The sequence below is a fragment of the Paenibacillus sp. MZ03-122A genome (genome assembly GCF_024213325.1).
GTDB classification, from domain to species: Bacteria; Bacillota; Bacilli; order Paenibacillales; family Paenibacillaceae; genus Paenibacillus; species Paenibacillus polymyxa_B.
Genome location: NZ_JANAVI010000001.1, coordinates 133,702 through 158,463, shown reverse-complemented (window position 1 = coordinate 158,463; position 24,762 = coordinate 133,702). Strand labels below are relative to the sequence as shown.

26 protein-coding genes, 1 tRNA gene and 1 pseudogene are annotated in these 24,762 nt (G+C 43.3%); 11 read left to right on the top strand and 17 right to left on the bottom strand.

Features of this window, described 5'->3' with window-relative positions:
- Nucleotides 1-27 precede the first annotated feature (27 nt).
- The 3 genes from rpmI to NLX74_RS00790 all read right to left on the bottom strand — a co-directional run bounded on the left by rpmI (nt 28) and on the right by NLX74_RS00790 (nt 2,295).
- The gene (gene rpmI, locus NLX74_RS00800) at nt 28-228 is read right to left on the bottom strand and encodes a 50S ribosomal protein L35 (protein ID WP_013309379.1); all 201 of its coding nucleotides are present in this window, start codon (nt 226-228) and stop codon (nt 28-30) included.
- 20 nt (nt 229-248) lie between these two features.
- A complete protein-coding gene (gene infC, locus NLX74_RS00795; protein WP_013309378.1) occupies nt 249-746 on the bottom strand; it encodes a translation initiation factor IF-3 in 498 nt (165 codons plus the stop codon).
- Nucleotides 747-1,056: 310 nt separating this feature from the next.
- Nucleotides 1,057-2,295, bottom strand: a complete 1,239-nt coding sequence (locus tag NLX74_RS00790) for a glycosyltransferase family 2 protein (protein ID WP_254327692.1) — start codon at nt 2,293-2,295, stop codon at nt 1,057-1,059.
- Between the two features lie 609 nt (nt 2,296-2,904).
- Here NLX74_RS00790 and NLX74_RS00785 point away from each other — a divergent pair.
- The gene (locus tag NLX74_RS00785) at nt 2,905-3,432 is read left to right on the top strand and encodes a phosphatase PAP2 family protein (protein ID WP_254327691.1); all 528 of its coding nucleotides are present in this window, start codon (nt 2,905-2,907) and stop codon (nt 3,430-3,432) included.
- A 51-nt stretch (nt 3,433-3,483) separates the two neighbouring features.
- The gene (locus NLX74_RS00780; RefSeq protein ID WP_442435584.1) at nt 3,484-4,617 is read left to right on the top strand and encodes an MGDG synthase family glycosyltransferase; all 1,134 of its coding nucleotides are present in this window, start codon (nt 3,484-3,486) and stop codon (nt 4,615-4,617) included.
- 41 nt (nt 4,618-4,658) lie between these two features.
- Here the strand turns inward: NLX74_RS00780 and trmB are convergent, their stop codons facing one another.
- Both trmB and NLX74_RS00770 read right to left on the bottom strand, forming a co-directional pair.
- A complete protein-coding gene (gene trmB / locus NLX74_RS00775) occupies nt 4,659-5,372 on the bottom strand; it encodes a tRNA (guanosine(46)-N7)-methyltransferase TrmB (protein ID WP_254327689.1) in 714 nt (237 codons plus the stop codon).
- A 104-nt stretch (nt 5,373-5,476) separates the two neighbouring features.
- Nucleotides 5,477-5,674: a hypothetical protein gene (locus NLX74_RS00770; protein WP_013309373.1), complete on the bottom strand. Its 198-nt coding sequence runs from the start codon at nt 5,672-5,674 to the stop codon at nt 5,477-5,479.
- A gap of 306 nt (nt 5,675-5,980) precedes the next feature.
- Between NLX74_RS00770 and mnmL the strand changes: the two genes are divergently transcribed.
- From mnmL to NLX74_RS00750, 4 genes are all read left to right on the top strand, one after another.
- Entirely contained in the window at nt 5,981-6,934 is a 954-nt protein-coding gene (gene mnmL / locus NLX74_RS00765) for a tRNA modification radical SAM protein MnmL/YtqA (RefSeq protein ID WP_068940000.1), read from the top strand.
- Complete coding sequence (gene mnmM / locus NLX74_RS00760; protein WP_235307871.1) at nt 6,935-7,516, top strand: tRNA 5-(aminomethyl)-2-thiouridylate-methyltransferase MnmM; 582 nt, start codon at nt 6,935-6,937, stop codon at nt 7,514-7,516.
- A 169-nt stretch (nt 7,517-7,685) separates the two neighbouring features.
- Complete coding sequence (locus NLX74_RS00755; protein WP_254327688.1) at nt 7,686-8,660, top strand: type I phosphomannose isomerase catalytic subunit; 975 nt, start codon at nt 7,686-7,688, stop codon at nt 8,658-8,660.
- A 25-nt stretch (nt 8,661-8,685) separates the two neighbouring features.
- On the top strand, nt 8,686-9,693 hold the full coding sequence (locus NLX74_RS00750; protein ID WP_254327687.1) for an alpha/beta fold hydrolase: 1,008 nt from the start codon (nt 8,686-8,688) through the stop codon (nt 9,691-9,693).
- 95 nt (nt 9,694-9,788) lie between these two features.
- Here the strand turns inward: NLX74_RS00750 and NLX74_RS00745 are convergent, their stop codons facing one another.
- The 3 genes from NLX74_RS00745 to NLX74_RS00735 form a co-directional block, all read right to left on the bottom strand.
- Nucleotides 9,789-10,319, bottom strand: coding sequence for a YfiT family bacillithiol transferase (locus NLX74_RS00745; RefSeq protein WP_165176181.1), 531 nt, complete (start codon nt 10,317-10,319; stop codon nt 9,789-9,791).
- 139 nt (nt 10,320-10,458) lie between these two features.
- Nucleotides 10,459-11,757, bottom strand: coding sequence for a 2-oxoglutarate dehydrogenase complex dihydrolipoyllysine-residue succinyltransferase (odhB, locus tag NLX74_RS00740; RefSeq protein WP_254327686.1), 1,299 nt, complete (start codon nt 11,755-11,757; stop codon nt 10,459-10,461).
- A gap of 5 nt (nt 11,758-11,762) precedes the next feature.
- Nucleotides 11,763-14,654 carry a 2-oxoglutarate dehydrogenase E1 component gene (locus NLX74_RS00735; RefSeq protein WP_250267858.1) on the bottom strand — a complete coding sequence of 964 codons (2,892 nt, stop codon included), beginning with the start codon at nt 14,652-14,654 and terminating at the stop codon, nt 11,763-11,765.
- Nucleotides 14,655-15,172: 518 nt separating this feature from the next.
- Between NLX74_RS00735 and NLX74_RS00730 the strand changes: the two genes are divergently transcribed.
- Nucleotides 15,173-16,444: an MFS transporter gene (locus NLX74_RS00730; RefSeq protein WP_254327685.1), complete on the top strand. Its 1,272-nt coding sequence runs from the start codon at nt 15,173-15,175 to the stop codon at nt 16,442-16,444.
- Nucleotides 16,445-16,692: 248 nt separating this feature from the next.
- Here the strand turns inward: NLX74_RS00730 and NLX74_RS00725 are convergent.
- A tRNA-Pro gene (locus NLX74_RS00725) sits at nt 16,693-16,766 on the bottom strand.
- 165 nt (nt 16,767-16,931) lie between these two features.
- Between NLX74_RS00725 and NLX74_RS00720 the strand changes: the two genes are divergently transcribed.
- Nucleotides 16,932-17,237: a hypothetical protein gene (locus tag NLX74_RS00720; RefSeq protein ID WP_254327684.1), complete on the top strand. Its 306-nt coding sequence runs from the start codon at nt 16,932-16,934 to the stop codon at nt 17,235-17,237.
- A 32-nt stretch (nt 17,238-17,269) separates the two neighbouring features.
- On the opposite strand, the pseudogene NLX74_RS00715 reads toward NLX74_RS00720, so the two are convergent.
- A pseudogene (locus NLX74_RS00715) lies at nt 17,270-17,675 on the bottom strand (hypothetical protein).
- 284 nt (nt 17,676-17,959) lie between these two features.
- Between NLX74_RS00715 and NLX74_RS00710 the strand changes: the two are divergent.
- Nucleotides 17,960-18,172: a helix-turn-helix domain-containing protein gene (locus NLX74_RS00710; RefSeq protein ID WP_016820594.1), complete on the top strand. Its 213-nt coding sequence runs from the start codon at nt 17,960-17,962 to the stop codon at nt 18,170-18,172.
- Nucleotides 18,173-18,864: 692 nt separating this feature from the next.
- On the opposite strand, the gene NLX74_RS00705 is transcribed toward NLX74_RS00710, so the two are convergent.
- From NLX74_RS00705 to NLX74_RS00685, 5 genes are all read right to left on the bottom strand, one after another.
- Nucleotides 18,865-19,587, bottom strand: a complete 723-nt coding sequence (locus NLX74_RS00705) for a hypothetical protein (RefSeq protein WP_254327683.1) — start codon at nt 19,585-19,587, stop codon at nt 18,865-18,867.
- 196 nt (nt 19,588-19,783) lie between these two features.
- On the bottom strand, nt 19,784-20,158 hold the full coding sequence (locus tag NLX74_RS00700; RefSeq protein ID WP_254327682.1) for a hypothetical protein: 375 nt from the start codon (nt 20,156-20,158) through the stop codon (nt 19,784-19,786).
- Between the two features lie 331 nt (nt 20,159-20,489).
- Nucleotides 20,490-20,858, bottom strand: coding sequence for a barstar family protein (locus NLX74_RS00695; RefSeq protein WP_254327681.1), 369 nt, complete (start codon nt 20,856-20,858; stop codon nt 20,490-20,492).
- A 136-nt stretch (nt 20,859-20,994) separates the two neighbouring features.
- Nucleotides 20,995-21,642 carry a hypothetical protein gene (locus NLX74_RS00690; protein ID WP_254327680.1) on the bottom strand — a complete coding sequence of 216 codons (648 nt, stop codon included), beginning with the start codon at nt 21,640-21,642 and terminating at the stop codon, nt 20,995-20,997.
- Nucleotides 21,643-21,669: 27 nt separating this feature from the next.
- Nucleotides 21,670-22,158 carry a HEAT repeat domain-containing protein gene (locus tag NLX74_RS00685; protein WP_235307859.1) on the bottom strand — a complete coding sequence of 163 codons (489 nt, stop codon included), beginning with the start codon at nt 22,156-22,158 and terminating at the stop codon, nt 21,670-21,672.
- A 208-nt stretch (nt 22,159-22,366) separates the two neighbouring features.
- Here NLX74_RS00685 and NLX74_RS00680 point away from each other — a divergent pair, with 208 nt between their 5' ends.
- Both NLX74_RS00680 and NLX74_RS00675 read left to right on the top strand, forming a co-directional pair.
- Complete coding sequence (locus NLX74_RS00680) at nt 22,367-23,125, top strand: DUF2087 domain-containing protein (protein WP_254327679.1); 759 nt, start codon at nt 22,367-22,369, stop codon at nt 23,123-23,125.
- 33 nt (nt 23,126-23,158) lie between these two features.
- Nucleotides 23,159-23,500: a GIY-YIG nuclease family protein gene (locus NLX74_RS00675; protein ID WP_254327678.1), complete on the top strand. Its 342-nt coding sequence runs from the start codon at nt 23,159-23,161 to the stop codon at nt 23,498-23,500.
- Between the two features lie 2 nt (nt 23,501-23,502).
- On the opposite strand, the gene NLX74_RS00670 is transcribed toward NLX74_RS00675, so the two are convergent.
- Both NLX74_RS00670 and NLX74_RS00665 read right to left on the bottom strand, forming a co-directional pair.
- Nucleotides 23,503-24,063, bottom strand: a complete 561-nt coding sequence (locus NLX74_RS00670; protein ID WP_254327677.1) for a GNAT family N-acetyltransferase — start codon at nt 24,061-24,063, stop codon at nt 23,503-23,505.
- 29 nt (nt 24,064-24,092) lie between these two features.
- Nucleotides 24,093-24,650 carry a hypothetical protein gene (locus tag NLX74_RS00665; protein WP_254327676.1) on the bottom strand — a complete coding sequence of 186 codons (558 nt, stop codon included), beginning with the start codon at nt 24,648-24,650 and terminating at the stop codon, nt 24,093-24,095.
- Nucleotides 24,651-24,762: the final 112 nt, after the last annotated feature.

Genomic DNA, 24,762 nt, shown 5'->3' with positions numbered 1-24,762 from the left:
TATACTTCATTCATTGCAGTGCTAGTGCTATTTCAGGTTAGCAAGACCTTGTTTCAGACGCTTAACGTCCCCAGGTGCCATCTCAGGGTTAGTACCCAGAACGCGTTTTGCACGTTTGGATTTGTGGGAAAGCAAATGGTTTTTGTAAGCTTTGTAACGCATTACTTTACCAGTACCGGTAATTTTGAAGCGGCCTTTAAGGCTGCTATGTGTTTTCATTTTAGGCATTGAACTTCCTCCTTAATTTGTCATTGACTCTTTGGAGCCAATATCATAATCATGCTGCGTCCTTCGAGCTTGGGTTGGCGCTCCACGGTACAAAGATCAGCAACTTCCAATTTCACACGTTCGAGAATTTTTTGACCCACATTAGCATGGGTAATTTCACGACCACGGAAACGAACGGAGCATTTCACCTTGTCCCCTTCATTCAGGAACTTTACCACATTGCGAAACTTGGTTTGGTAGTCATGTTCCTCGATGTTGGAACGGAACCATACCTCTTTGATGTCAACGATCTTCTGGTTTTTACGGGCTTCCTTTTCTTTCTTCTGTTGCTCATAGCGGAATTTACCGTAATCCATAATCCGACACACGGGCGGCTTCGCTTGAGGCGCCACGTTTACGAGATCCAAGTTTGCGTCAATCGCCATTTGCAAAGCTTCACGCGTCGGTGTAATCCCGATTTGTTCCCCATTCGCACCAACTAGACGTACTTCTCTCACCCGAATCTCATCATTGATCATATGTTCCTTACTAATAACCCTCCACCTCCAGAACCTGTTATTGTTGTATTGTGTTTAAGCACAAAAAAGGGATGACGACTATACAGCCGACATCCCTGTCTGATACTCAATTCATCATGAAAGTTCAATTCACAAATCATTGGATCATGACCAGCCGGCAATACCGGGCAGGTGAGAAGTCGGTCCTTCTACTTGTTAATCCATACTTTTCAATTAACATACTCGAATATCTTATCACGGTGCAATCGAGGTGTCAACACTTTAATAAAAAATGAATGACACCGATCTTCAGTCCTATTTCACCATCCAATTAACCTTGCTTGCTCTGAACCTCTTCCAGGCGAACGACACGCGTATGCTGGGTATGGCTCCATTGCTTGTTGTTCTGTGTAAAGAACGCATAGACCGTAATCGGATACCACGAAATCGCATAGATCGGGAACAGCAATAAGTACAGATATACTTTTTTGAATGTGACCTTTTCCAAAATCATTGCGATCACAAAAGTAGCAACATTCAGACCAATAGCTATAACACCGGTCCAAGCTGGTAACTGTACATAGATGTTCTCGATATTAGGCCCACCAAAGAAGGCAATATCTACCCACATCGCTGCTGTCATCAAAAAGGTGAACAGTACGATATACACGTTCAAACCATAGAGAGCCATATCGAATTTGATCAGGCTTCTATGCTTAATACTTTGCCACAGCAACGGGAAGAAATAACGACGAGCGACCGTGAAGTGACCTTGCATCCAGCGCAGACGCTGTCTTGACGAGGCCTTGAATGTCAATGGCTTTTCATCATATACCTTGGCATCGTAATTAAATCTTGGATATACGTTGCACTGTGTGCAGCGCATGGTGAATTCCAAATCCTCTACAAGACTTGTCGCACCCCAGCCCATTTCCTTAAGCAGATTTGTTTCAAAGCACATGCCTGTACCACCGAGGAAATTAGCCATGTTCAGATTGTGACGTGACAGCTGCCACAAACGGTTGATGTACCAATAAGATACCCCGTATGCCGCTGTAATCCAAGAATCCTCAGGATTCTTAGTATCAATGTACCCCTGAATAACACGGGCACCTGTGCACAGATCATTGTTCATTTCACTCAAGAAATTGGTATGCGCCAAATTGTCAGCATCAAACATGACAATGGCATCATATTGGCGCGGCATAGCCCATAATTCCTTGAGCATCCACTCAATAGCGTAGCCTTTACCACGCAGATTCGGATTCGTACGTTCACAAGCATTCATGCCGTGAGCGCGAACGATATCCGCAGTCTTATCTGTACAGTTATCACAGATTACGAACACATCGTAAAGTTCCTTCGGATAATCAAGTTGCTTCAAATTTTCCATCAATGCTCCGACAACCTGTTCTTCATTGTGGGCAGCGACTAAAATGGCAAATGATTTTTCTGGAGCCGCGTGCTCTTTCCTTTTCTTGCGAACCAATCCGAACAAGGAGAATGCAAACTGATAGACTGCGATCACCGCCAGTATGACCTGGAGCGTCACGAAAATAGCGTCTAACATGATCTCTTGTTACCCCCTTTTTATACCCCTTAAAATCTTGCGTTTGTTTGTTTTCTATCTGTGTAGCGCAAGTTGCGGCGCTTTGCGCGCCTTTTCTGTAGTTTTTGACCCGACCCTTGCTTTCTTCATTGGCTGTGCGCAGCCCCTTTTGGCTGACACAGGAATGCCATTACGATTTTCGTTGGTTTTCAATCTTTTGTCAAAGCCCTTAAACCGGTCTCAGCAGCAAAAAAACACAACAAACTCCCGTTTGAACCGGGAATGCGGCGCTGGACTTCTCATTCATGACGCTTAGGTCTTATTTTCATCCATTTGCTAACTTTTTATTTCTTTGGTCCCTCCTTTTTGTAGGCCAATTAGCAACCACTTCTAAACACTCTATCTTATTAGACGGATGAACGCAAAGAAAGTTATACAATTTGGCTTATATTCCATTAACATTTTTGTGTAGAATTGAACCAAGTAAGTTATGAATCTTTAGTGATTCTTGAAATGAACAGCGTTTAAAAATATGATGAGAGCAAGAGAATAATTACTTATGGTCTGATTATGTCAAAATGACTCAAAATATTTGCCGACTGACCTGAACCGGCAACCGGAGGAAACCAAATGCAACGTCTAGTCGTAAAACTTGTAAATCTGGAGCAGCAGTTGTTCAAATGGATCAACGGACGCTTACACAACCGTTTTTTGAACTTCTGGCTTTATTATCTCACACATTTAGGCGGGGCTACCTTTACTATAGCCTCCACACTCCTTATTTGGTGGCTCGCTCCGAATCCGTGGAAAGATACCGGTATGAAGGGAGCCATCGCTCTCGGGGTAAGTCACATCCCCGTAGTTATCGTTAAAAAGCTGTACCCGCGGATTCGCCCGTATTTGGCGCTACCAGGTACAAATACATTCCGCAACCCCTTGTCGGACCATTCTTTTCCCTCAGGGCACACGACCGCTATTTTTTCAGCTACCGTGCCTTTTATGCTACAGTCACCGATGCTAACATTGCTGCTGTTGCCTGTAGCGACAATTGTAGGTTTTTCTCGAATTTATCTGGGTCTTCACTACCCAACGGATGTACTCGCAGGAGCGGTCATCGGAACGTCTGCAGCAATAGGAACGGTTGCATTCTGGCCTTAAAGCCGATATGGTATGATTGAGAACATCCCAGCAGGAACAGGTGAAATGAGAGTGGCTAAAAAACGAGTGTTATTATTATCGGAAGGTTTCGGTGCCGGACATACTCAAGCTGCCTACGCGCTCTCAAGCAGTTTGCGGAAGCTTTCTCCGAATGTGCAGACCAGAGTGCTGGAGCTGGGGAGTTTTTTGAATCCAAGAATGGCCCCGCTTATTATTACAGCATACAAGAAGACTGTTGTATCGCAGCCTCGTCTAGTCGGATTGGTTTACCGTCATCAGTACAAAAAATCATTAAACCGTCTTACAACGCTCGCTTTGCACCGTCTGTTCTACACGCAGACCCGAAACATTCTCCGGCAGCTTCGTCCCGATTTGGTGGTATGTACTCATCCCATCCCAAGCGCGGTAATTTCACGTTTGAAGCGCTTAGGCTTACATGTTCCGCTTTGTACTGTCATTACAGACTACGATGCACATGGAACATGGATTAGTCCCGAGGTTGACCGGTACTTTGTATCTACGCCTGAAGTCATGCGTAAGCTGCGCGCACGCGGAGTATCCGTCTCGAAAATCCAGGTGACCGGTATTCCCGTTCATCCAAATTTTTGGGAACATCCTGGGCACGATGAAATTAGAGAACAATTTGGACTTAAACCCATCCCGACCGTACTCGTTATGGGTGGCGGCTGGGGCCTTATGAATGACGAAGTCATACATCGTTCGCTTACTCAGTGGAGAGATAGCATTCAATTTATTTTTTGTTTGGGGCATAATGATAAAATTCGTCGTAAAATGCAGTTGGATCCCAGGTTTAATCATCCAAATATTCATATCTTCGGATTTACACGGGAAATCGACAAATTAATGGAGGTATCGAATCTGCTCATCACCAAACCCGGCGGAATGACATGCACCGAGGGATTGGCCAAAGGGATTCCGATGCTGTTTCACAAACCTCTCCCTGGACAGGAGGAGGAAAATTGTCAATACTTTACGGCTCAAGGCTTCGGAGAACCGATTACTTCGCTGGATGTTGTCGTTAAATGGATGAACCGACTGCTACACGATTTTCCAGAAATCGTCCGCAAGCGACAGGAGCACGTCCATAATGTAGCGCGATATTATCCTCTTCAGAGCGCACAGAGTATTTTGGATATACTGGAACCGAACAGGGTGCTTTCCTAATAAGGAAGCACCCTGTCTTATTTTATCCATTTGATCTGTTTTTATTTCCCGTACTTTTCAAGGCGTGTTTTTCCGTACTCTTTCAAAGCATCTTTGCCGATCAGCACCTCGACTCGATGAATATTCATACCTTTGCCCATAAACTTTTGTTCATATTCCGTCATGACATGCTCCTCGTTAATCCCCTCACGATGAAGGTTTAACGAAATATTCGTCATCTGCAAACCGCTATCGGCAAACGAATTCAGAGAAAACTCAAACAGTGTCTCCGAATCGGTCTTAAAATGAATTTGTCCTTTGCTGTTCAAAAGCTGACGGTACTTGTCCAAAAAACGCGGATGCGTCAAACGACGACGTGCATGTTTGGCTTTAGGCCAGGGATCACTAAAATTCAGATAAATGCGTTCAATCTCTCCTGGTTCAAAAACATTTTCGATCTGTTCGATGTTTGCCAGTGCCAATTTGATATTAGGCGGCGTATCAACCTCTGAATTACTCCAGGCCAGACGAGACTTTTCTGTTGCACGGCGAACCAGCTCATCATACATATCAAAGCCAATATAGTTAACCTCCGGATTCCGGAAGCTCATTTGGCTTATAAATTGCCCTTTACCCATACCGAACTCTACATGAATGGGACGATCATTACCAAAAAGCTGCTGCCATTTCCCCTTATACTGTGCTGGCTCCAAGATGACTAGGTCCTGCTGTTCTTCCAGACTTTCCCGAATTCCTTTTCTTCCGCGTAAACGCATGTTACTCCTCCATATACTCTGTTATCAAGGAAAAAGGAATTTCACCCCCGCTTGAAGATACGGAAATGAAATTCCTTTTTCAATATATTTGGATTGGGGTCCAACTAATTTAATTGTTCATAGTCTACCCCATCAGCAGGTGAAAAATCAATTGTCTTTTGGCAAGCCGCTCTGATTTTTTGACGTGCGGTCGTTCCAATCTGACGATCCTGCCCAAAACGGACACCAGTCAATGCCAACGCCTCATCAAAGGTTAACTCAACAGTAACTTTATCCATACGCGTCTTATCCTGCGCATTCATAAAAGATCACCTCACGGGTTATTTGTGATGGAACCGACGTGCACTTACCCTAAAACAGGCGATAGAAACAGCATAGCTGCCTCCCTAAAGAATAATCATTAGCAACGGATAACTTTTATCTTCAGGATCGAAAACAGTCCTTTTATTGTATGTCTGGTACCGCTTACAATATAACACATTGTGTAACCTTTTTCAATCCGCAACGCCATAAAATACGCACATTTTATTGACTAGTTCGGTCAAATGATTCCCAATGAAGACTGATTTTTGTTACAATAGGGTGATCGTAAAAAAAGGAGTACACCCATGAAAACAGATTTATTGCCTGCTCCTCTCCTGTGGGGAGATAAACGGTTCCATACTTGGAATTACGAAATGCGTGAGCAATTTCAAAATAAAGTGTTCAAAGTCATGCTGGATGCGGGTTTTACCTGTCCGAATCGCGATGGCTCCATCGCTAAAGGGGGTTGCACCTTTTGTAGCGCACGCGGATCGGGTGATTTTGCCGGGCGTCGTCGGGATGATCTGGTTACCCAGTTCAATACGATTCGGGATCGGCAGCATCTAAAATGGCCAAACGCCAAATATATTGGCTATTTCCAAGCCTACACGAATACGTATGCCCCGGTTGAGGAACTGCGAGAATACTTCGAAGTTATTCTGGAGCAGCCCGGTGTTGTCGGTCTGTCCATCGCTACACGTCCTGATTGCCTGCCTGACGATGTAGTGGATTACCTTGCCGAGCTAAACGAACGCACGTACCTATGGGTCGAAATGGGTCTGCAAACTGTCCATGAATCGACCTCAGAGCTGATTAACCGCGCTCATGATACTCAATGCTATCTGGATGCGGTGGAAAAGCTGCGCAAGCGGAATATCCGCGTGTGCGCCCACATCATTTATGGTCTGCCCCAAGAGACGCATGAAATGATGCTTGATACGGGACGTGCAGTAGCGGCTATGGATGTGCAGGGCATCAAAATCCACCTGCTGCATCTCATGCGCAAAACGCCTATGGTCAAGCAGTATGAAGCGGGATTACTACGTTTTCTGGAAAAGGACGAATACGTGAAGCTGATAGTTGATACGCTGGAGTTTTTACCTCCCGAAATGATCGTTCATCGGTTAACCGGAGATGCCCCACGCGATTTGCTAGTGGGACCCATGTGGTCGCTTAAAAAATGGGAAGTGCTTAATGCCATTGATCATGAACTGAAGTCACGTGAAACGTGGCAGGGAAAATACTGGAGGCAACCTTAAATGGGCTTCCTATCCGTCCTGAGCTACGCTCATCAATTGGTGGCTGCGCGGGTGCAGCCAGGCGATACTGCTATAGACGCCACCGTCGGCACAGGAGCAGATACGTTATTTCTGGCAAAAGCTGCTGGCAAACGGGGTCGTGTCTATGGCTTCGACATCCAACAAGAAGCACTCCATTGCGCCCGTCGTCGACTGGAAGAAAACGCTTCTCCTTCATTAGCAGAAGTATCGCTACTGCTACAAGGTCATGAGCAAATGCGGGAGGCCGTTCCGGACATGCTGCATGGCAAAGTCGCTGCGGTCATGTTTAACCTCGGCTACTTGCCTTCCGAAGGCGCCGATCCTACTGTCATCACCCATACAGACAGCACGCTCGTCGCACTTGATGCTGCCTTACAATTGCTGCGACCACGCGGCATTCTGACTGCCGTGTTATATCCAGGACACGCCGGAGGCAGTGAAGAAGCAGATGCCGTTCTTCAATGGGCTTCTGCTCTCCCGGTCTCCAGTGGTCAAAGCATTATTTATCGTCAATTACAACGAGCCGCTTCGCCTTTCGTAGTGGCGGTTGAGAAGAAATAATGTTGGATTTTAAACTCAGGTTATGAGCGGCTTTTTAAGCCGCCTTACATATATTATTTTTCAAGCTCGTTTGGGCACTATTCATCCCAGTTTATTGCCACAGCGGCACGTTATTGATTTCCCTATTCTGTTAGGTCGCACTCATTACTCAATATGGAGGAGAGAAATTATGCTAAAGCCATACCCGCTGCAATTTCAACCTGAGTTCAAAGAGAGAGTTTGGGGAGGACGGGCCTTAGAGCAATTTGGTCTAACCCCACCAGAAGGACATATCGGGGAAGGATGGATGATTGCCGATCATCTAAACGGAACAACAACGGTTATCAATGGTGAGCTGGCAGGCAAAGGACTGGATGAAATCCGCGAGACCTACGGGCAGGATTGGCTCGGGGCCAAGGGTGTATCGGAAAAAGGCGGACGATTCCCACTTTTAATCAAACTGCTGGATTGTAATGATGACTTATCCGTTCAGGTGCATCCGACAGATGATTACGCAGGACTTCCAGCCGGAGAATTAGGAAAAACTGAAATGTGGTACGTGCTTGATGCCAAGCCAGATGCCAAGATTATTTATGGTCTAACCGAAGGTGTAACCCGCGAGAGTCTGCGCACAGCTCTTGAAAGTGGGGATATCCTTGGCAGTTTGCGCCAGGTTCCAGTCGAAGCAGGCGATACGTTCTTCATCCCCGCCGGAACCGTACATGCACTGTGTGCAGGCGTTGTCGTTGCTGAAATCCAGCAAAATTCGGATACTACCTATCGCTTATATGACTACAATCGCCCCGGACTGGACGGCAAGCCTCGTGAGTTGCATATCGAGGATTCCCTCAATGTAACCTCCTACGAAGGTGCAGGCGCAACAACGATGAAAACGGACGGCTTACAGCCTGGAAAATGGCTCCAGTTGGCAGCCTGTGAGTATTTTGTTGTGGAAAAGGGTATCGTAGATGGAAGTTGGGCACTTTCTACAACGGAAGACAGCTTCACCATTCTCGTGATTTGTGAAGGCAGTGGGACCATAACATGGAACAATAATACCGAGTCTCTTTCCTGTAAAGCTGGAGATTGCTTCCTGTTGCCCGCTAACCTGAGCGATTACACGCTGAATGACGGAATGACCGTACTTAGATCTTATCTTCCTTAATGCTTAAAGGATGTGATGTCTAATTATGCGGGAATACACCTTCACCATCGCTGAAAATGACGGAACAGAGCTTTTTGCCTACCGCTGGCTGCCTGATCAGAATTTGCCCATTAAGGGGATTGTTCAAATTTCGCATGGTATGTGCGAGACGTCCTATCGCTACATCCGACTGGCCGAAAAACTTACTGCTTGCGGTTATGGCGTGTATGCCAACGATCATATCGGTCACGGGCGCACGGCTGGTGATCCTGATAAGCTAGGTATGCCGGGAGCTAATGCGTTTAATCGAATGGCAGACGGCATGCTGGAGCTAGGCGAAATTGCGGCTAAGGAATTCCCTGATCAGTCTCGTTTTTTGCTGGGTCACAGCATGGGGTCCTTTTTAACCCAGAAAATTATGTATGATGATCGGCAAACGTATCACGGGTTTATTTTATCGGGAACCAACGGACGACGTGGTCTCCTAAAACTCGGAGAGCAAGTTGCTCTACTGCAAGCCAAACTGCAAGGAATGGATCATCGCAGCATGCTGCTCAACGCTATGGTCTTTGGTGGCTTTAACCGTGCCTTCCGTCCGGTGCGTACGGCGTTCGACTGGCTGTCCCGTGATCCTGAGGAAGTAGATCAATTCGTGCACGACCCATTATGTGGAGCTATATGTACGACAGGCTTTTTTCTGGATTTTTTCAGGCTATTACAAGAAATCCACTGGCCTTCCTCGCTGAAACACATCAATCCCAAACTGCCAGTTTATATTTTTGCCGGGGATCGTGATCCAGTGGGTTTGTTCGGTAAAGGTGTGTTGTCACTAGTGGAAATGTATCGAAGCTTAGAGCTTCAGGACATCGAATACCGCCTCTATCCTGACGGTCGCCATGAGATGCTTCATGAAACAAACCGCGACGAGGTGATGAGTGACATCGTGGACTGGCTCGACCGTCATGTTAACACAGGGGCGGCCTCTGTTTCCGCATTGTCTGGAGACTCCGAGGCACCTGGACATTCAACCTCGCCCAAGTCATCAGCCTTGTGAGGAAATAAGAAAAGAAACCTTTAAAACCACGATTAAAGTGGGATTGAAGGTTTCTTTTTTATTGCCTTATATTCATTTGGATATAGTTTTAAAAATCACCATGCATTCCGTTCTCTCAGGGAAGTAATATGAGCTGTGTGATGCTTGCCATGCCAGGCATAGATGCCGATGTTTCGTTCCAGGCGGATCGTCTGGCCCGATTCAGGATGAATAAATGTTCGGTGTAGCTGATCCTCTCCCAACGATCGTAACACGGTCACCCACCGTTCATGCAGTCCTTCCAGCAATTGCAACGAAGGTTCCAGTGGAAGCTCCCTGGCGTCTGGTATTTCGGCCCAACGCCCCTCATCATATGGCTTGATCGTCGGCGTATCCTCCGTCAGTGCCAGCTTAAAACGGATATAGCTGTTCATATGGCTGTCTGCCACATGATGAACTACCTGCCGAATCGTCCAGCCCCCTTCGCGATAAGGCGTATTGAGCTGCTGCTCATTCAGTCCTTCGACCGCCTGACGCAGCTGTGCAGGCAATTCAGCAATGTCGTGAATCCATGCGATAAGCTGTTCTTCTGTAATGGTATCTGGAACAACGAATGATCCTATCGGATAGCGCAAGTCTTTGTCCAAAACGGTTCCCGCCCTTCTCTGCATTTACTGCCTGTAATGTCAGTTGCTTTATGTTATAACTATGCAGGAAAAAAAGCAGACTCGCAAGAGTCTGCTTTTGTCATACACGTAAAGGGGAGATACACTTGCCCGATTTATTTTATCCTTCGAGCAACAATGATTCCGGATCTTCCAGCAATTCTTTGACCGTTACCAGGAAACGAACCGCCTCGCTACCATCAATAATCCGGTGATCGTAGGACAACGCGATATACATCATCGGACGATTTTCCATGCGTTCCTCGTCGATGGCAATCGGGCGAAGTTGGATCTTATGCATGCCCAAAATACCCACTTGCGGCGTATTGAGAATTGGCGTAGACAGCAGGGAACCGAAAATACCTCCATTGGTTATAGTAAACGTTCCTCCTTGCAAGTCGGCCAGAGAAAGCGAATTGGAGCGTGCTTTGCCAGCCAAATCTGCAATACTTTTCTCGATCTCAGCAAAGCCAAGACGGTCGGCATCCCTCACAACTGGCACGACCAAACCTTCCTTGGCAGATACAGCGATCCCGATATCATAGTATTTTTTCAGTACGATATCATCGCCGTTAATTTCTGCATTCACGGTAGGGAAGCGCTTGAGTGCGCCAACCACTGCCTTTGTAAAGAAGGACATAAAGCCCAAACCTACATCATGTTTTTCCTTAAACTTATCTTTACGGCGTTTACGCACATCGAGAATGGCGGTCATATCCACTTCATTAAAAGTGGTGAGCATGGCAGCTGTTTGCTGTGCTTCAACAAGACGCTTAGCGATCGTCGCTCTGCGCCGAGACATCCGCTGGCGTTCCACAGGCTTGCTGTACTCCGTTTGTGTTGGAGACGGAGGCGCAGGCTTGCTAGTAGCGGGAGACGCAGGTACAGATGCTGCACGTGACACTTCAGAGCTGTTATGCGTTTTTACGTCCTCCTGGAAAACACGTCCGAGCGGGTCCTTTCCCTGTACCTGCTCAAGATCAATCCCGCGCTCACGCGCCAACTTCCGGGCGGATGGTGATGCCGTCTGGCCATTCCCGTCGCCATTCGATGAAATAGGCGGTGCAGACTTTTCTTCTGCTTTAACGCCGCCTCCTACGGAAGACGGTGAAGTTGCTACGGGCGGTGCTTCAGGCGCTTGAGTCGCTGCAACTTCTCCAGCACCGGTTGATTCCGCACCACCACTGCCGCTTCCGATCAAGCCAACAGCTTCACCGATGACTACAGTATCTCCCTCCTGACGAAGGATTTTCTGGACCACACCTGCTTCTTCCGCACTAATTTCCAGATTGACCTTATCGGTTTCCAGCTCCAGTAGAACATCTCCCTGTCCTACGGAATCCCCTTCCTTCACAAGCCATTTGGAAATTGTCCCTTCCGTGATGGATTCTCCCATTGCTGGCACTATAATATCGCTCACAGCCGCTACCTCCCAAGTGTAATATTGTTTTTGGAATCCTGCTTCAACGCCGATTGAATAATTCGCTGTTGTTCTAGGCTGTGTACTTGCTGATAACCGCTGGCCGGGCTTGAACGATCTGGTCTGCCTGCGTAACGAATTTCCGCTCCCTGTGGCACAACATTCCGCAGACGAGGTTCAATGTAACTCCAAGCCCCCATATTTTTAGGTTCTTCCTGAGCCCATACGAACTCCTTAACATGCGGGAAGCGGCCGAAAATATTCCGAATTTCCTCTTCCGGGAAAGGGTATAGCTGCTCCACACGAATAATATGCAGACGCTCTTCTGCCTCATTCTTATCCTTTTCCAATGCTTCTTCGAGATCGATGGCAATCTTGCCACTGCACAGTACAATGCGCTCTACACGATCCGGACGTGCACCCAGACCAGGCTGTTCCAACACAGGACGGAACGCTCCTTCGCTGAATTCAGAAGCAGGCGAAGCGACACGATTATTACGAATCAGGCTCTTCGGCGACATCATCACAAGCGGGCGGGCTTCCTCACTTTCGCTTAATGCAGCCTGACGGCGCAGTAGATGGAAATACTGTGAGGCACTGCTCAAATTAGCGACAGTCCAGTTATTTTGTGCGGACAACTGGAGAAAACGCTCCAGACGTGCGCTTGTATGCTCTGGTCCTTGTCCTTCGCTACCATGCGGTAACAGCATCACCAGACTCGATTTCTGTCTCCATTTGGCACGGCCTGCGGAGATGAATTGGTCAAAAATAACCTGTGCACAGTTGGCAAAATCGCCGAATTGTGCTTCCCAAATCACTAACGTTTCAGGAGAATACACGTTATAGCCATATTCAAAGCCGAGGACAGATGCCTCAGACAATGGACTGTTATGAATACTGAATGAAGCACGTGCTTCCGGCAATGTATGCAACGGGCAATGTGTACGGCCTGTTTCAGGCTCATGCAGCACAAGGTTACGGTGAGCAAATGTAGCTCGCTCCGCATCCTGACCTGTCATACGAATAGGCTTGCCGTCTGCGAGAATGGTGGCCAAAGCCAGCGTCTCCGCCAAGCTCCAATCTACCTTTTCCCCTTCGTTCAGAGCGGTTTTTCTACGCTGTAAAATTCGATCCAGCTTCGGATATACATGAAAAGCCTGTGGCCATTTGAGTAAGTTTTCATTGATTTGGCGCAGCTTTTTCAATTCCACTGCAGTACGTACCATAGAATTCTGATTCTTTTTCGCCTTCACAGGACTCATTTCCGGCTCTTGTTCCGGTTGATTCTTCACATGCTCATGCGCTTCCTTCAGTCTGTTTTGGACCTTTTCAATGAGACCGGCACTAAACGCTTCATCCACTATACCCTGCTTCATCAGCTTTTGAGCATATAATTTGCTCACCGTCGGATGATTCTTCACCTTACGGTATACCAGCGGTTGTGTTGTTTCCGGGTCATCGGATTCATTGTGACCATAACGACGGTAACCAATCAGATCAATCAAAAAATCCTTCTTGAAACGATTGCGATATTCACCAGCCATACGTGCCGCTGCAATGCAGGCTTCAGGATTATCCGCGTTCACATGTACAATTGGAATTTCATAGCCTTTAGCCAAATCACTGGCATAACGGGTCGAACGTGAATCGACACTCTCTGTCGTAAAACCCAAACGATTATTCACAATAATATGGACCGTGCCGCCATTACGGAAGCCACGCAAATTTGTGAAATTAAGTGATTCTGCCACGATACCTTCACCTGGGAAAGCCGCATCACCATGCATAATAATTGTAGCTGCCTTGCTCACATCCAGCTTCGGATAACCAGCCTCACTGCGATCTTCCTGTGCAGCTCGTGAAAATCCTTGTACTACCGGATTTACATATTCCAGGTGACTCGGGTTATTCGCCAATGTCAGACGGGCCTGCACTGCTTCCCCATCTTTTACAAAACGATCAGCACCCAGATGATATTTCACATCGCCAGTCCAGCCGTAGTTAATTCCTGTGGAACCTTCTGACGGGATCAAATCCTTATTCGGCGAATGATGAAATTCAGAGAAAATTTTACTGTAAGGCTTGCCCAGCACATGAGCCAGTACATTCAAACGGCCGCGATGCGCCATACCCATCAGGACATGACTTGCTCCTGCATTTGTCGTTAGACGAATAATCTCGTCGAGAACAGGGACAAGCACATCATTACCCTCGATGGAAAAACGTTTCTGTCCGACGAATGTTTTATGCAAAAACTCTTCGAACTGTTCTACTTCTACCAATCTGCCTAGCAACGACTTGCGTTCCTGTGTTGTAAGTGGCTTGGAGGACCAGCCAGATTCTGCATAGCTGTTCAGCCAGCGGCGTTCCTCCTCGTTATGAATATGACTAAATTCATAGGCAATCGGTCCTGTGTATGCTACACGTAACCGTTGAATGGCTTCCCATCCGTTAAGTGTTCCCGCAGGAGCGTTATCCCATATTAAAGAGGCTGGAAAAGCCTTCAAGTCTTGTTCAGTTAAACCGTAAGATGCTGGATTAAGCAAGCGTGTATCCTGCTCTGCATCCAGTTCCAGCGGATCGATTTGGGCGGCTAAATGTCCGTACTCACGGATATTCCACACCATTTTCCCCGCTGTAACCGCTTTCTGTAATGTGTTTGAATCAAGGTGCCCCAAAGCACTTGTGGGGGGGCCTTGCAATTTGTTGTCTATCATGGAAGCAGCCGAATATTCGGATTGTGGCGGCTCACCCCATTGATCAAACAGCTCGCGGTAAGCCGGATCAACCGTTCCGGGGTCCGCTACATACTTTTCATACTGGTCCTGCACATAACCTAGATTAGGTCCATAATACGCCTGCCAAGGTACCTGTCTGCTGCTCTCTTCCATTGTCATCTCGTTCCCTCCGTCAAATTTTGAAATTCATAGCTGGACGGAAATCATTTTCATTTTTTATTAAGTCTTCAATTTTGTTCACAATATGCTCACATTATATGAAATCCTTCATCAAAAGTCGAATTTCACAATTCTTATTCCTCTTCCATTGTATAAAGTTTTCTAGCTATGAGCATTTCCTTTTTCTCAACATATCCATGCGTAAATGAGATGAATCGGGCTAATCTGTAATCAAACACCTAGCAACTTAAATAACCAGCCGTCGGATATCAACCGTCGGCTGGTTACTTAAGTTTATATTGCTCCTCATACTACGCCAAACCATTTTGAAAACAACTTCCCAGTCCACCCACTATGATTATCGTTAACAGCAGAATTTAAAAGGCAGAGGGTCCGATACGATGCAAATTCAAACTTAAAGTGACATTAAAGTCACTTTTCTGTACAATATTCCTACTTTTCACTATTATTTTAATTAGGCATCTAAAAACCGCTTTGAAAGCGAAAGGGATGGAACTGTGACTGGATTAAAACAAGTACTCAGAAACAAGAATTATGTCAGGTTTTTTCTGGCAACCTTCGCCTCACAAATGGGAGGAATTATCGGGGTTACTGCATTCATGTTTTATTTGTTGAAACGGTTTACAAATCAGCCATACTATGCAACGCTTGCCGAGTTAATGTATTCGCTCCCGATGCTGGTAGTGTTTCTCGTGGTTGGAGTGCTGGCAGATCGGATGGACAGACAAAAAATTGCTGTTAATTGTGACTGGATCAGCGCTTTTTTATCCTTATGTTTGCTTATTTTTATTTGGATCGATTCGATTCCTTTGATATTTGCCCTTCTCTTTATCCGTAGTGCTGCCTCCAAATTTTTCTTCCCAGCCGAAAGTGCCATTATACAGGGAATATTAAGCGAAGATGATTACACTATTGCCGCAGGCCTCAATCAAATGATGGGGAGTCTTTTCATGTTATTTGGAGGAACTCTGGGGGCCGTCGTTTACTGGCACTTTGGAATTACTGGAGCCATCCTAATTGATGCTATTTCTTTTATTGTGTCTGCACTGCTTATTCGTTCCTGCAAAATTCCAAAGGAAGTACGCCTTCCGAACGGGGCACATCATTTCAAACAATTAAAATTCAAACTTGTCATGATCGATTTTAAACAAGGGTTTCTTTACATATTACGCAATAGACTACTGCTTTGGTTGGTTTCAGGCTTTTTTATGTTCGGTATTTTAAATGGTGGATTTAGCGTTTTACCGATGTTTATTCTTAAATATAAGCTAGCTCCAGGCAACTATGAGCAGTATATGGTTTGGACAGGTATTATTTTTGGAGCTGGTGTGTTGCTTGGTACCCTAATCGCTTCTCTCATCTCCGCCAAGCTAAAGCTACACCAAATGATTGCAGCGGGAGTTCTGGTAGCCGGAATAGGTATGTGCATACTAGGATTTGTTAACCACATCTACGCTTTTCTGATTATCAACTTTGTCATTGCACTGATACTTCCGTTCATTAACATTGGCATAGGAGGATGGCTTCCTCGTATTGTAGATCCTCAAATGATGGGACGTGTGCAAGGTTTGATTAATCCGTTAATGATGCTGTCCCAATCTCTTACATTAGGTTTCATTGCTATAAGCTTTCCTTCATTTATTTCAATTGAGCTCTTGTTTTTATTAGTTGGGGTCTGTACCGTTATTGTAGGAATATACTACACTATTGTGCTTCCCCGTTATGCTGATTACAGCACTTCTTCCAAGACCCTTCAGGAATCTTTATAGGCAAATTAAAAAAGTCAAACAACAGACCATTCCGCCAGCGATTGTTGAGTTGCCACTTCTGCCTCCGAATCCAGTGCAGAGGTGGCTTCATCATATCTCCCCTCAAATACTCCACAAGTACATACGTTGGTTGCATACGACTAGCTCGTCACAACCCAGTAGATGCATAGACCGATAGGGTATATAATATTCAAAAAAAAACGCCCGGCAGACGCATTAGCTGCATCAGCAGGACATTTTGATTGAAATCGGAGTAGCGGGATTCGAACCCACGACCTCACCCACCCCAAGGGTGCGCGCTACCTAGCTGCGCTATACCCCGATAACCAAGTGTATGTAGATCGATGCTGTTATTTACCATTATATTCTGGTCATAAAATCCTGTAAAGGGATTATTTTCTCATCCTTCCGTTGCATTTTTAAGTTGTTTTCATTATGGTAGATACAAAAGTTAAGAGGTCAAAAACAGAGATCATAGGAGCTAACCATGCGGAGCAAAAAAGTGCTTATACCCGTTGCATTACTTCTTTTAATACAGTTAAGTGTTCCTATCTTCTATACCTTTGCACAGGATAACCTTGTCATAGATCATGAAACGAAAGAGAGAATCAAAGAACAATATGGCTTGGATGAACCGGAATTTCCTTCATCAAAGCAGCAGCAAAACATATTATTGGGAGGTGATTTTGGATTTACTCCCTCTGGTGATGCTGTTGTGGTGGAATTGACCATATTGATTCGGTATCCGCTCATTTTTATCAGTCAACAACTGGTACATTCACTGAAATTATAATTTTTACTCTACAAGTTCCATGATATAGAGCATTATTTCGTAGCAAGTTGTCTGCCACTCGGGGTCACTTCATCCTTCTTATTGAAAAGGTTTAATTCAATGGGGCCCCTCCCATGTAGCCACAGCAGTTCATCGAATAAAAATGTTAGTCCATCCTTAGCGCGTAAGCATTCGATGATCTCCGTGACAACTTGCATAACTTCCCCTTGTACACCCTGCTGCCAGTTGCAAGCCTCCGCTCTCTCCATCTAGGTAAAGATGCGTATGATATGATTGCTCCACCTTCTTCACATGGCGCAGACACAGTATGCCGTTTTCGAGGTAAAAGAAGTATTGATGGTCATAAAGAACCCCTTCGCATATCTCATATGCATGAGGTGAATCATACGGCCCCTGAACCATGGATACCCGTTCCAATCCCATTACCCATTCTGTCATACATCCTCGCTCCATTCCTTTGTTCAAAGTTTCTTATTTGCCAATATACTTTCTTCTATAGGTAGTTTTTCAAACTAGGGGGTTGAACGATAATTAATTGCTAATTGTCAAACGTTTTGGTACGATAAACATATTACTACGACGTTCACAAATAACATTTCAATAAACCAAATGCACATTATAGTGTTATTTTCGTTGTTTTCAGAATACATCGAACAGTGTTTATTGTCAATACTTTGATGTTACTTTTTAACACTATAGGATGCATTTAGCTGGAGGAAAATATGATAAAGATTCATCTTTCCCGTATTATGGGCGAAAAACGAATAAATATTGCCGAGCTTTCCCGCATGACTGGATTACATAGAAACGGAATCACCAAACTTTACAACGAAGAAACAGACGGTGTGAAATTTGATACGCTAGATAAAATTTGTAAAGCTCTAGACTGCCATGTTCAAGATGTTATCGAGTATGTAGAGGATGATACAAATTAGTAAAATGAACTTCTGTTGTTATGAGAAACTGTTTCAATTAGGTTTAGAACCCTTGGCGACTCCCTGGTGAACTGATCGAATATTTGCCGGAAGACGACGAAGAGAGCCGTTAACACGCTTAACGGCTCTCTGTTCTTTATATAATATTCAAATTTTTAACGATCTTCCCATTCAAATTAGGTTTGAAGATCATAATCCCTTCCTATCAGCGATTTCAAATAAACTCTTCCCACGTATGATAAATATCAAATAATGCATTAGGGTTACGTTTTCCTTTTAAAATTACGTACATTTTATTCGATACAATCCTGATCACATCCATTTCTTTGTTCCTGAATCCAATAATAACTGGGCGATTAACGCTAATATAAGACTTTGGTTTAAAAATAACTCCCCAATCCAACCCACTGTGATTACTTTTTACAGTCTCTCCTACTCATTTCAGAGTATTCTTTCATGACAAAAGGTGGTTGCATAATTTATAGTTCACTTATATATTTCCCTCCTTTCACTCCTTTTTTATCCTATATAAATTTATATAATCGATGCAGATTCCCAACTCCTTTTAAACCCTTAGAAAAGAAAAACCACACAGAATTAATCCATGTGGTTGGAGTGCAAACTCACTATTAAAGAATCATCTTAGACCGAATAAAAAATCGGAACATGTTTTTGCTCTCAATTTAATTTGATTATTTCCTATTACCTTGAAGATTCTTTACAGTTCCAGCAATGGCTTGATAGTGATTAATAATTGAGTTGTTTTGAGGATTAGAAGCAAAACTATTAGAGATTTGGTATGGCTCTCTATTAAAATTACTAATTCCACCTATATTTTCAATAGAAGGACCATAATTCTGATCGTAGTACCACTCACCATCTAACGTATGGATAAAAAATTCTCCTAAGAAATAGCTTGATAACAGAACGTTTCCCTCCGTCGGTTCTGAACTTAGCAAAGCTTCGATAGTTTTTAATGAATTTTCATCTTTAAAGTTCAGATTATTTACCTCGACAAATTTCTGTAGCTTCTCAAACCATCCTTTATCTAAAAAGTTAGCAGGAGGAAGCGTATCTTTAGGCACATTCTCTTCAAACCATTTTAGAGCACACTGATCAATAATCTTTTCTAGGGTGATAAATATATCTCGTAATGACTCTTCATCCTCATAATAATGAAATTTCTCCATCTTTGATCCATCAATGAAATAAAAGCTATACACTGATTCGGACTCAGTCATAAAAGTAATGCGTATTGCATTCTCTGTCCAATAACTTTTATCGATTTGGATTGTTTCCTTAAATCCATTGACAACTCTTGTAAAAAACCAAGTATTGTTTAAATGCTCATAAGTAAAGTTCAAAGCAGCTAATTTGTTCCCTATGGTTTTTCTGATAATATTTGATATTTTCACAAAATATTCTCCTTACAAGATAATTGGAACATGCATCCGTGGAACAGGAAAAAATCCTCCTACTCTCAATTTAACGAGCAAATGATCATCTTAGAGCATGTTGTCTCCTAATTTATATATTTTCAGAATGAGGAGCTAAAAAGAAACTCATAGAGTTTTATACTCCATATGGTCAAAATAACTATACAATTAATTTTTAATCGTTCAAGAGTTCCTGATTTATTCTTTTCATTTCTTTAAGGCACAAATCAATTCTGTCTAAATCTATGACTGTTTTATCAACGCCAGCTACAAAAAACAACTTTAGCCAGAAAGCATCCTCCTGAGCGTAATTTTCAATAGCTTGTTCAATAGTTTCTTCTGTTAATGACTTCACAATAATATCTGGTGGCGATGCAGGAATAAAATTAATATTCTCTTTGGTCATATAACTAATTAGATTTTTTGGGGTACAAACAGCAACAGAAATATTAGTCCCATCTTCAAGTTCAATAAATACATCTATATTATCATCCTCAATATCTGCTATCTGAGATAGTGAAGTTGGATATACAATTTTTTTCACTCTCATTTGGGCCTCCTCATTTACCATAAACATTATATATGATATCAATAACTGTTTGTTCGTTAGCCATATTAGCCTTAGCCAAAATGTTCATTTGGCCATTATTCATTCTAAAAAACACTCTTGCTCCTTTTTCCCCCTTAAGTAATTAATATCTCTTATTAGATTTCTCGTTCCATTTCCCGGATTAAAATTTCTTTTAAGGAATTTGCCACAAGTTCATCTGCTTCTAAATGTTCTTTCCCTTCGTTTTTACTCATTTCAGAGTATTATTTCATGTCAAAAGGTGGTTGCATTAATTATATTCCATTCAAAATTCCCTTCTTGCTTTGCCATCTTAATGCGAAGAAAAATTCACGGTAACACCACCTGATACTAAGATCGTTAGAAGATCCGTAAAATATTGCTGTGGTGAAAATCTATAACATCTCTCTTCTTGATCCCATTCTTCCTCGAATCTTTCCAAGAAATAATGTACGTTTTTCCAATGGATCGTGAACGGTCCTATTGTCCCAAAACCTCCACAGAGATAGTCCGATATACTGTCCAAGCTAAATCCATAGTACCCTCCGGGCCCATTAATCGCTTCACCAAGTGCTATGAAAAATGTTGTAAAATCAGATATGTATTCGCCGTCCAAGGTGTAGACTTCTCCTCGTTTATCCAGTCTGGCAAAATGATTAGATGCAGAATGTATTCTAGTCACGTTTAGCCACCCGGACCGTTCTTCTTTAGAAAAGCCTTGCCATATATTATTTTCAAGCGACTGAGCACCCTTTAAAAACTCCCATAATCTTAATTCCACAGGGGAGGGCTCTGTTTCAAGTTCTTGGGTAGAATAATTAATTAATTTGAAGGCGATAAGGATTGAGATCCTCTGGCTTTTTAATTTTTTTCAGATCTTCAGTAGGTAAATAGAAGTAAACATCCTTATCTTTGGGCTTAAACGTTAACGAAGCATCATACTTCTTTTCAACAATCCACTGCTTTATTTCCAACATCTCTTGAAGATAATGAGTGGCTGAAAAGTTACCTTTAATACAAATTGAAGCTTCTGAGGAGAGTTTTTGACTAACCTTAGAATAGCTTGGAACCTCGTCATGGTAGGTTAAAGCATCCCGCCCCATATGAGAAACATTTATGATGACTTCTGCATCTGATCCTGTAACTTCCTTTGTTTTTTGTGTTACAGCTTTTTTTAGCTCATCCCTCCACACAGAAGAGGCGTAGTTATCCATCATTTGCCTATAATAGTCTTCATCCACCAAAAAAGAAATCCCTGAGTCAGAGATCACATTTGCTATAAATTTATCATTCTTAAAATCATAATCTATTGAATCAATTTTCCAGTTCATAGTGTACGTTTTATGTAGGTAGTCAGTGACGTTACTCCGAAATTGGACTCTTTCTATCGGACTTCCTGTTGTAATGGATACAACTGTATATGCAATTACAATAATGATCACGAATAAAACAGCTTTTTTTACCACTCCAACCAAACCTCTCTAATAAAAGAATCATGTAAAAAGCTCTAAAGATTCCAGCAAAAAGTCACGCTTATATTTGTTTTTATAATCGGCTAGCTTTCTTCTTATCTTTTGTCTACATATGTCCTTTTGCGCCTTAGTAATTTTATCTTTTACGGTACTTATCAGTTGATAGGATTGTCTACTCGCTTCAAAGGTATCATCCAGTAAATCTACCAGCGCCACAACATGAGTAGATACGTCAAAAAATTCTAAAGCATATAACAGTGTTCCTCTATTCCCCTTGGTCTTTGGATTTCTTAACAAGTCGATAAGAGGCAACACCGCTTCACGGTCTACTAGATCAGCTAACGTAATGGCGATTACATTTCTTAGCAATACACTATCCGTCGTTGCTAAATATCTCAATAATATTGGAGTAAATGTATAATCCAGCTTTTCACCTATCTCCTCTATAATCTTTACCGCTTCCTTTAAATCTCCACTTTCTATGACTTCTTCTAATCGCATTTTGTTCATAGTTTACCAACCCACCTTATTACAATATATAGCAACTATTCAGTCTTAATACAATTCAATAATTTACATATGATAACAATCCGATGTCTCTTTTGTATATAGCGAACATTGTCGAGACCCTAAATAAATATCCACTCATTGATTTAAAATAAACAAAATGTTATATTGTCTATAAAATAATCATCAATTAATTGAGGTGTTTGCTAAAATGGATCATTCCGAACTATTCTGGAATGCTGGAATCGAAGAACTGAAGCGAGGATATATTCGCCAAGAAGAACAAGTAATTTGCCTGCTGGACGGACAGCGATACGAGCAAGGCATCATATATCAGGATCAAGGGGTATTTTATGACGCGGAGAGGTACATGCGACTTCATATTGAGCGGACGTACGGTTCGGTCTTTGACTATTTGATCGGTCTGGACAAAAAGCTGACTGGACTGACGGATCATCAGAATCGGTTGCTTCAGTTATTTTATCAAGGCATGGGCGATGCGGATATTCAAAAGGAAACCGGAATCGGTAGCGCATCCACCATACGTAATCATCGCTTTGGTCTCAAAGAAAAAGAACGACAGGCCAAGGTTTTTCTCACATTAATGGAGCTGTTAAAGGAGAAAGACCGACACGCTCCTGCCATTGTAGAAGTACCAGTACAAGCACGGATGGTGGACGAACGCTACAACATTACGGAAAACGAGCGGCAAAAGGTACTCACGAAGTATTTTCCGAATGGGACAGACGGACGCCTAAAGACCTTTAAAATGCAAGAAAAGCACAAGCTGATTGTGCTGCGTGAAATTGCGGGCCGTTTTGTAAAGGGACAAATATATCATGAGAAGGATATCAATGCGATTTTACAGGAAGTATATGACGATTATGTCACGGTGCGAAGGTATATGATTGAATACAATCTATTGGATTGTAAGCCGGATGGCAGTGAATATTGGTTGAAGGAATCTTGAATCTCAACGTTTATACAATAGGAGGATTCGACAATGAATCGAAGAAAAGAATTGGTGCAGCAGTACATGGAGATGAAGACAGAGGCAGGAATCTATTGCATTCGCAATACACGTAATGGGAAAATTTTCGTCTCTTCCACGCCGAATTTAAAGTCGCTGAATGGACGGCGTTTTGAGCTGAACATGGGTGGATTTAAGAATAAACAACTGCAACAGGAATGGAATGAGTATGGCGAAGATTCGTTTGAATTTGAAGTGCTGGACGTTTTGAAGAAAAAGGACTCAGCGTTCTTTGATGTCAAAGATGCACTGATAAAGCTGGAGCAGACCTGGCTTGATCGACTCCAGCCATACGGAGACAAGGGATATTTGTAAACTTACCGATCCACGGAAAACTCCTTCCGAAGGTAGCCAAAAATAACAGCGTCGACAAACTGACCTTTTTCATAAAAATAGTCTCTCAGGTGACCTTCTTTAGTAAAGCCACTTTTGAGCAGTAGCCGTCTGGAGCCTTCGTTATCTGGATCAATGAAGGCTTCTATACGGTGAACCTGCGGCAATTGAAAGCCATAATTCACGACCACCTTCATCGCTTCTGTCATCAGACCTTGCCGCCAATATTCCGGTGCCAGCTCATACCCAATTTCAATACGGGAGTGCTCCTTGTGCCAGTTATGGAATCCAATTGTACCCACGATCCGCTCAGGAGCTTCTTTTAACGTAATCCCCCAACGAAAGCCCTCTTGCTTCTCATATCTGGTTAGCATCGAACGAATAAATTTTTCGGCTTGCTCTACCTCTGTAAAGCTTTCCAAGTCATAATATTGTGTGACCTCATCCTTGGAAAAATAGCCGAACACATCCGCCGCATCCCCTACTGTAAGCTGCCTTAAACGAAGCCTATCGGTTTCTAAAATCGGAAACGTTTCCATTGACATTATCCATCTCCTTCTTCACATCGAAGAACCTATCTTATCAGCCACCAGCCAACCCCAACCATCACTCCATTTATGAAGAATAATACAATACATGCTCTCCACTTGTGGATTCCACTTGTTTGAAAAAAACCTGTGACTTTACTACGACACATGAACAACGTAAACAACAAATTCCAAATAATACGCATACCATATTTTACGTAGTATAGAGCAGGGTTTAGCTGTACACCGCCCAACGTTGGAGGGACATCCGGAATAAACAGAATTGCACACGTATAACGCATGGTCTCATATGTAAAATAAAATACTGCCAGCCACCAAGCCCACTTCTTGCCAAATAACATACCGACACCGGCAGTCGTCCCTGCCAAACCGAGTAACGCGATAAATCCTTGAAACATGCCCCTACAAATGCCTACTAACGTAGAAGCCTCATTTAATGCATTAAGCGTCAATAGCTGGGTCACCAACAGAAGTGCCCCATTAAAGATCAATAAAATGGCTGAAATGCTTACACCTAAAGGTCGTTCGAAAACCACGTTCGTTACATAATCTTCTACTTCTTTTTTCGTATACAGATCTGACACTTCTTCTACTCTCCTAACCCAAATTATATACTTCCATTTTCGGGCGGGTATAATAACAGTATGTTCTCGCCTCATTCCCATATATCGGCTTTTAGGAAAATATGATTTAATC

Excerpts from the sequence above, each read along its gene's own strand:
- NLX74_RS00735 (WP_250267858.1), bottom strand. The coding sequence starts at position 14,654 with ATGACAATGGAAGAGAGCAGCAGACAGGTACCTTGGCAGGCGTATTAT.
- rpmI (WP_013309379.1), bottom strand. The coding sequence starts at position 228 with ATGCCTAAAATGAAAACACATAGCAGCCTTAAAGGCCGCTTCAAAATT.
- NLX74_RS00680 (WP_254327679.1), top strand. The coding sequence starts at position 22,367 with ATGGATCATTCCGAACTATTCTGGAATGCTGGAATCGAAGAACTGAAG.
- NLX74_RS00790 (WP_254327692.1), bottom strand. The coding sequence starts at position 2,295 with ATGTTAGACGCTATTTTCGTGACGCTCCAGGTCATACTGGCGGTGATC.
- NLX74_RS00675 (WP_254327678.1), top strand. The coding sequence starts at position 23,159 with ATGAATCGAAGAAAAGAATTGGTGCAGCAGTACATGGAGATGAAGACA.
- NLX74_RS00670 (WP_254327677.1), bottom strand. The coding sequence starts at position 24,063 with ATGTCAATGGAAACGTTTCCGATTTTAGAAACCGATAGGCTTCGTTTA.
- trmB (WP_254327689.1), bottom strand. The coding sequence starts at position 5,372 with ATGCGTTTACGCGGAAGAAAAGGAATTCGGGAAAGTCTGGAAGAACAG.
- NLX74_RS00710 (WP_016820594.1), top strand. The coding sequence starts at position 17,960 with ATGATAAAGATTCATCTTTCCCGTATTATGGGCGAAAAACGAATAAAT.
- infC (WP_013309378.1), bottom strand. The coding sequence starts at position 746 with ATGATCAATGATGAGATTCGGGTGAGAGAAGTACGTCTAGTTGGTGCG.
- mnmM (WP_235307871.1), top strand. The coding sequence starts at position 6,935 with ATGGGCTTCCTATCCGTCCTGAGCTACGCTCATCAATTGGTGGCTGCG.
- NLX74_RS00755 (WP_254327688.1), top strand. The coding sequence starts at position 7,686 with ATGCTAAAGCCATACCCGCTGCAATTTCAACCTGAGTTCAAAGAGAGA.
- NLX74_RS00685 (WP_235307859.1), bottom strand. The coding sequence starts at position 22,158 with ATGAACAAAATGCGATTAGAAGAAGTCATAGAAAGTGGAGATTTAAAG.
- mnmL (WP_068940000.1), top strand. The coding sequence starts at position 5,981 with ATGAAAACAGATTTATTGCCTGCTCCTCTCCTGTGGGGAGATAAACGG.
- NLX74_RS00720 (WP_254327684.1), top strand. The coding sequence starts at position 16,932 with ATGCGGAGCAAAAAAGTGCTTATACCCGTTGCATTACTTCTTTTAATA.
- NLX74_RS00785 (WP_254327691.1), top strand. The coding sequence starts at position 2,905 with ATGCAACGTCTAGTCGTAAAACTTGTAAATCTGGAGCAGCAGTTGTTC.
- NLX74_RS00700 (WP_254327682.1), bottom strand. The coding sequence starts at position 20,158 with ATGAGAGTGAAAAAAATTGTATATCCAACTTCACTATCTCAGATAGCA.
- NLX74_RS00770 (WP_013309373.1), bottom strand. The coding sequence starts at position 5,674 with ATGAATGCGCAGGATAAGACGCGTATGGATAAAGTTACTGTTGAGTTA.
- NLX74_RS00750 (WP_254327687.1), top strand. The coding sequence starts at position 8,686 with ATGCGGGAATACACCTTCACCATCGCTGAAAATGACGGAACAGAGCTT.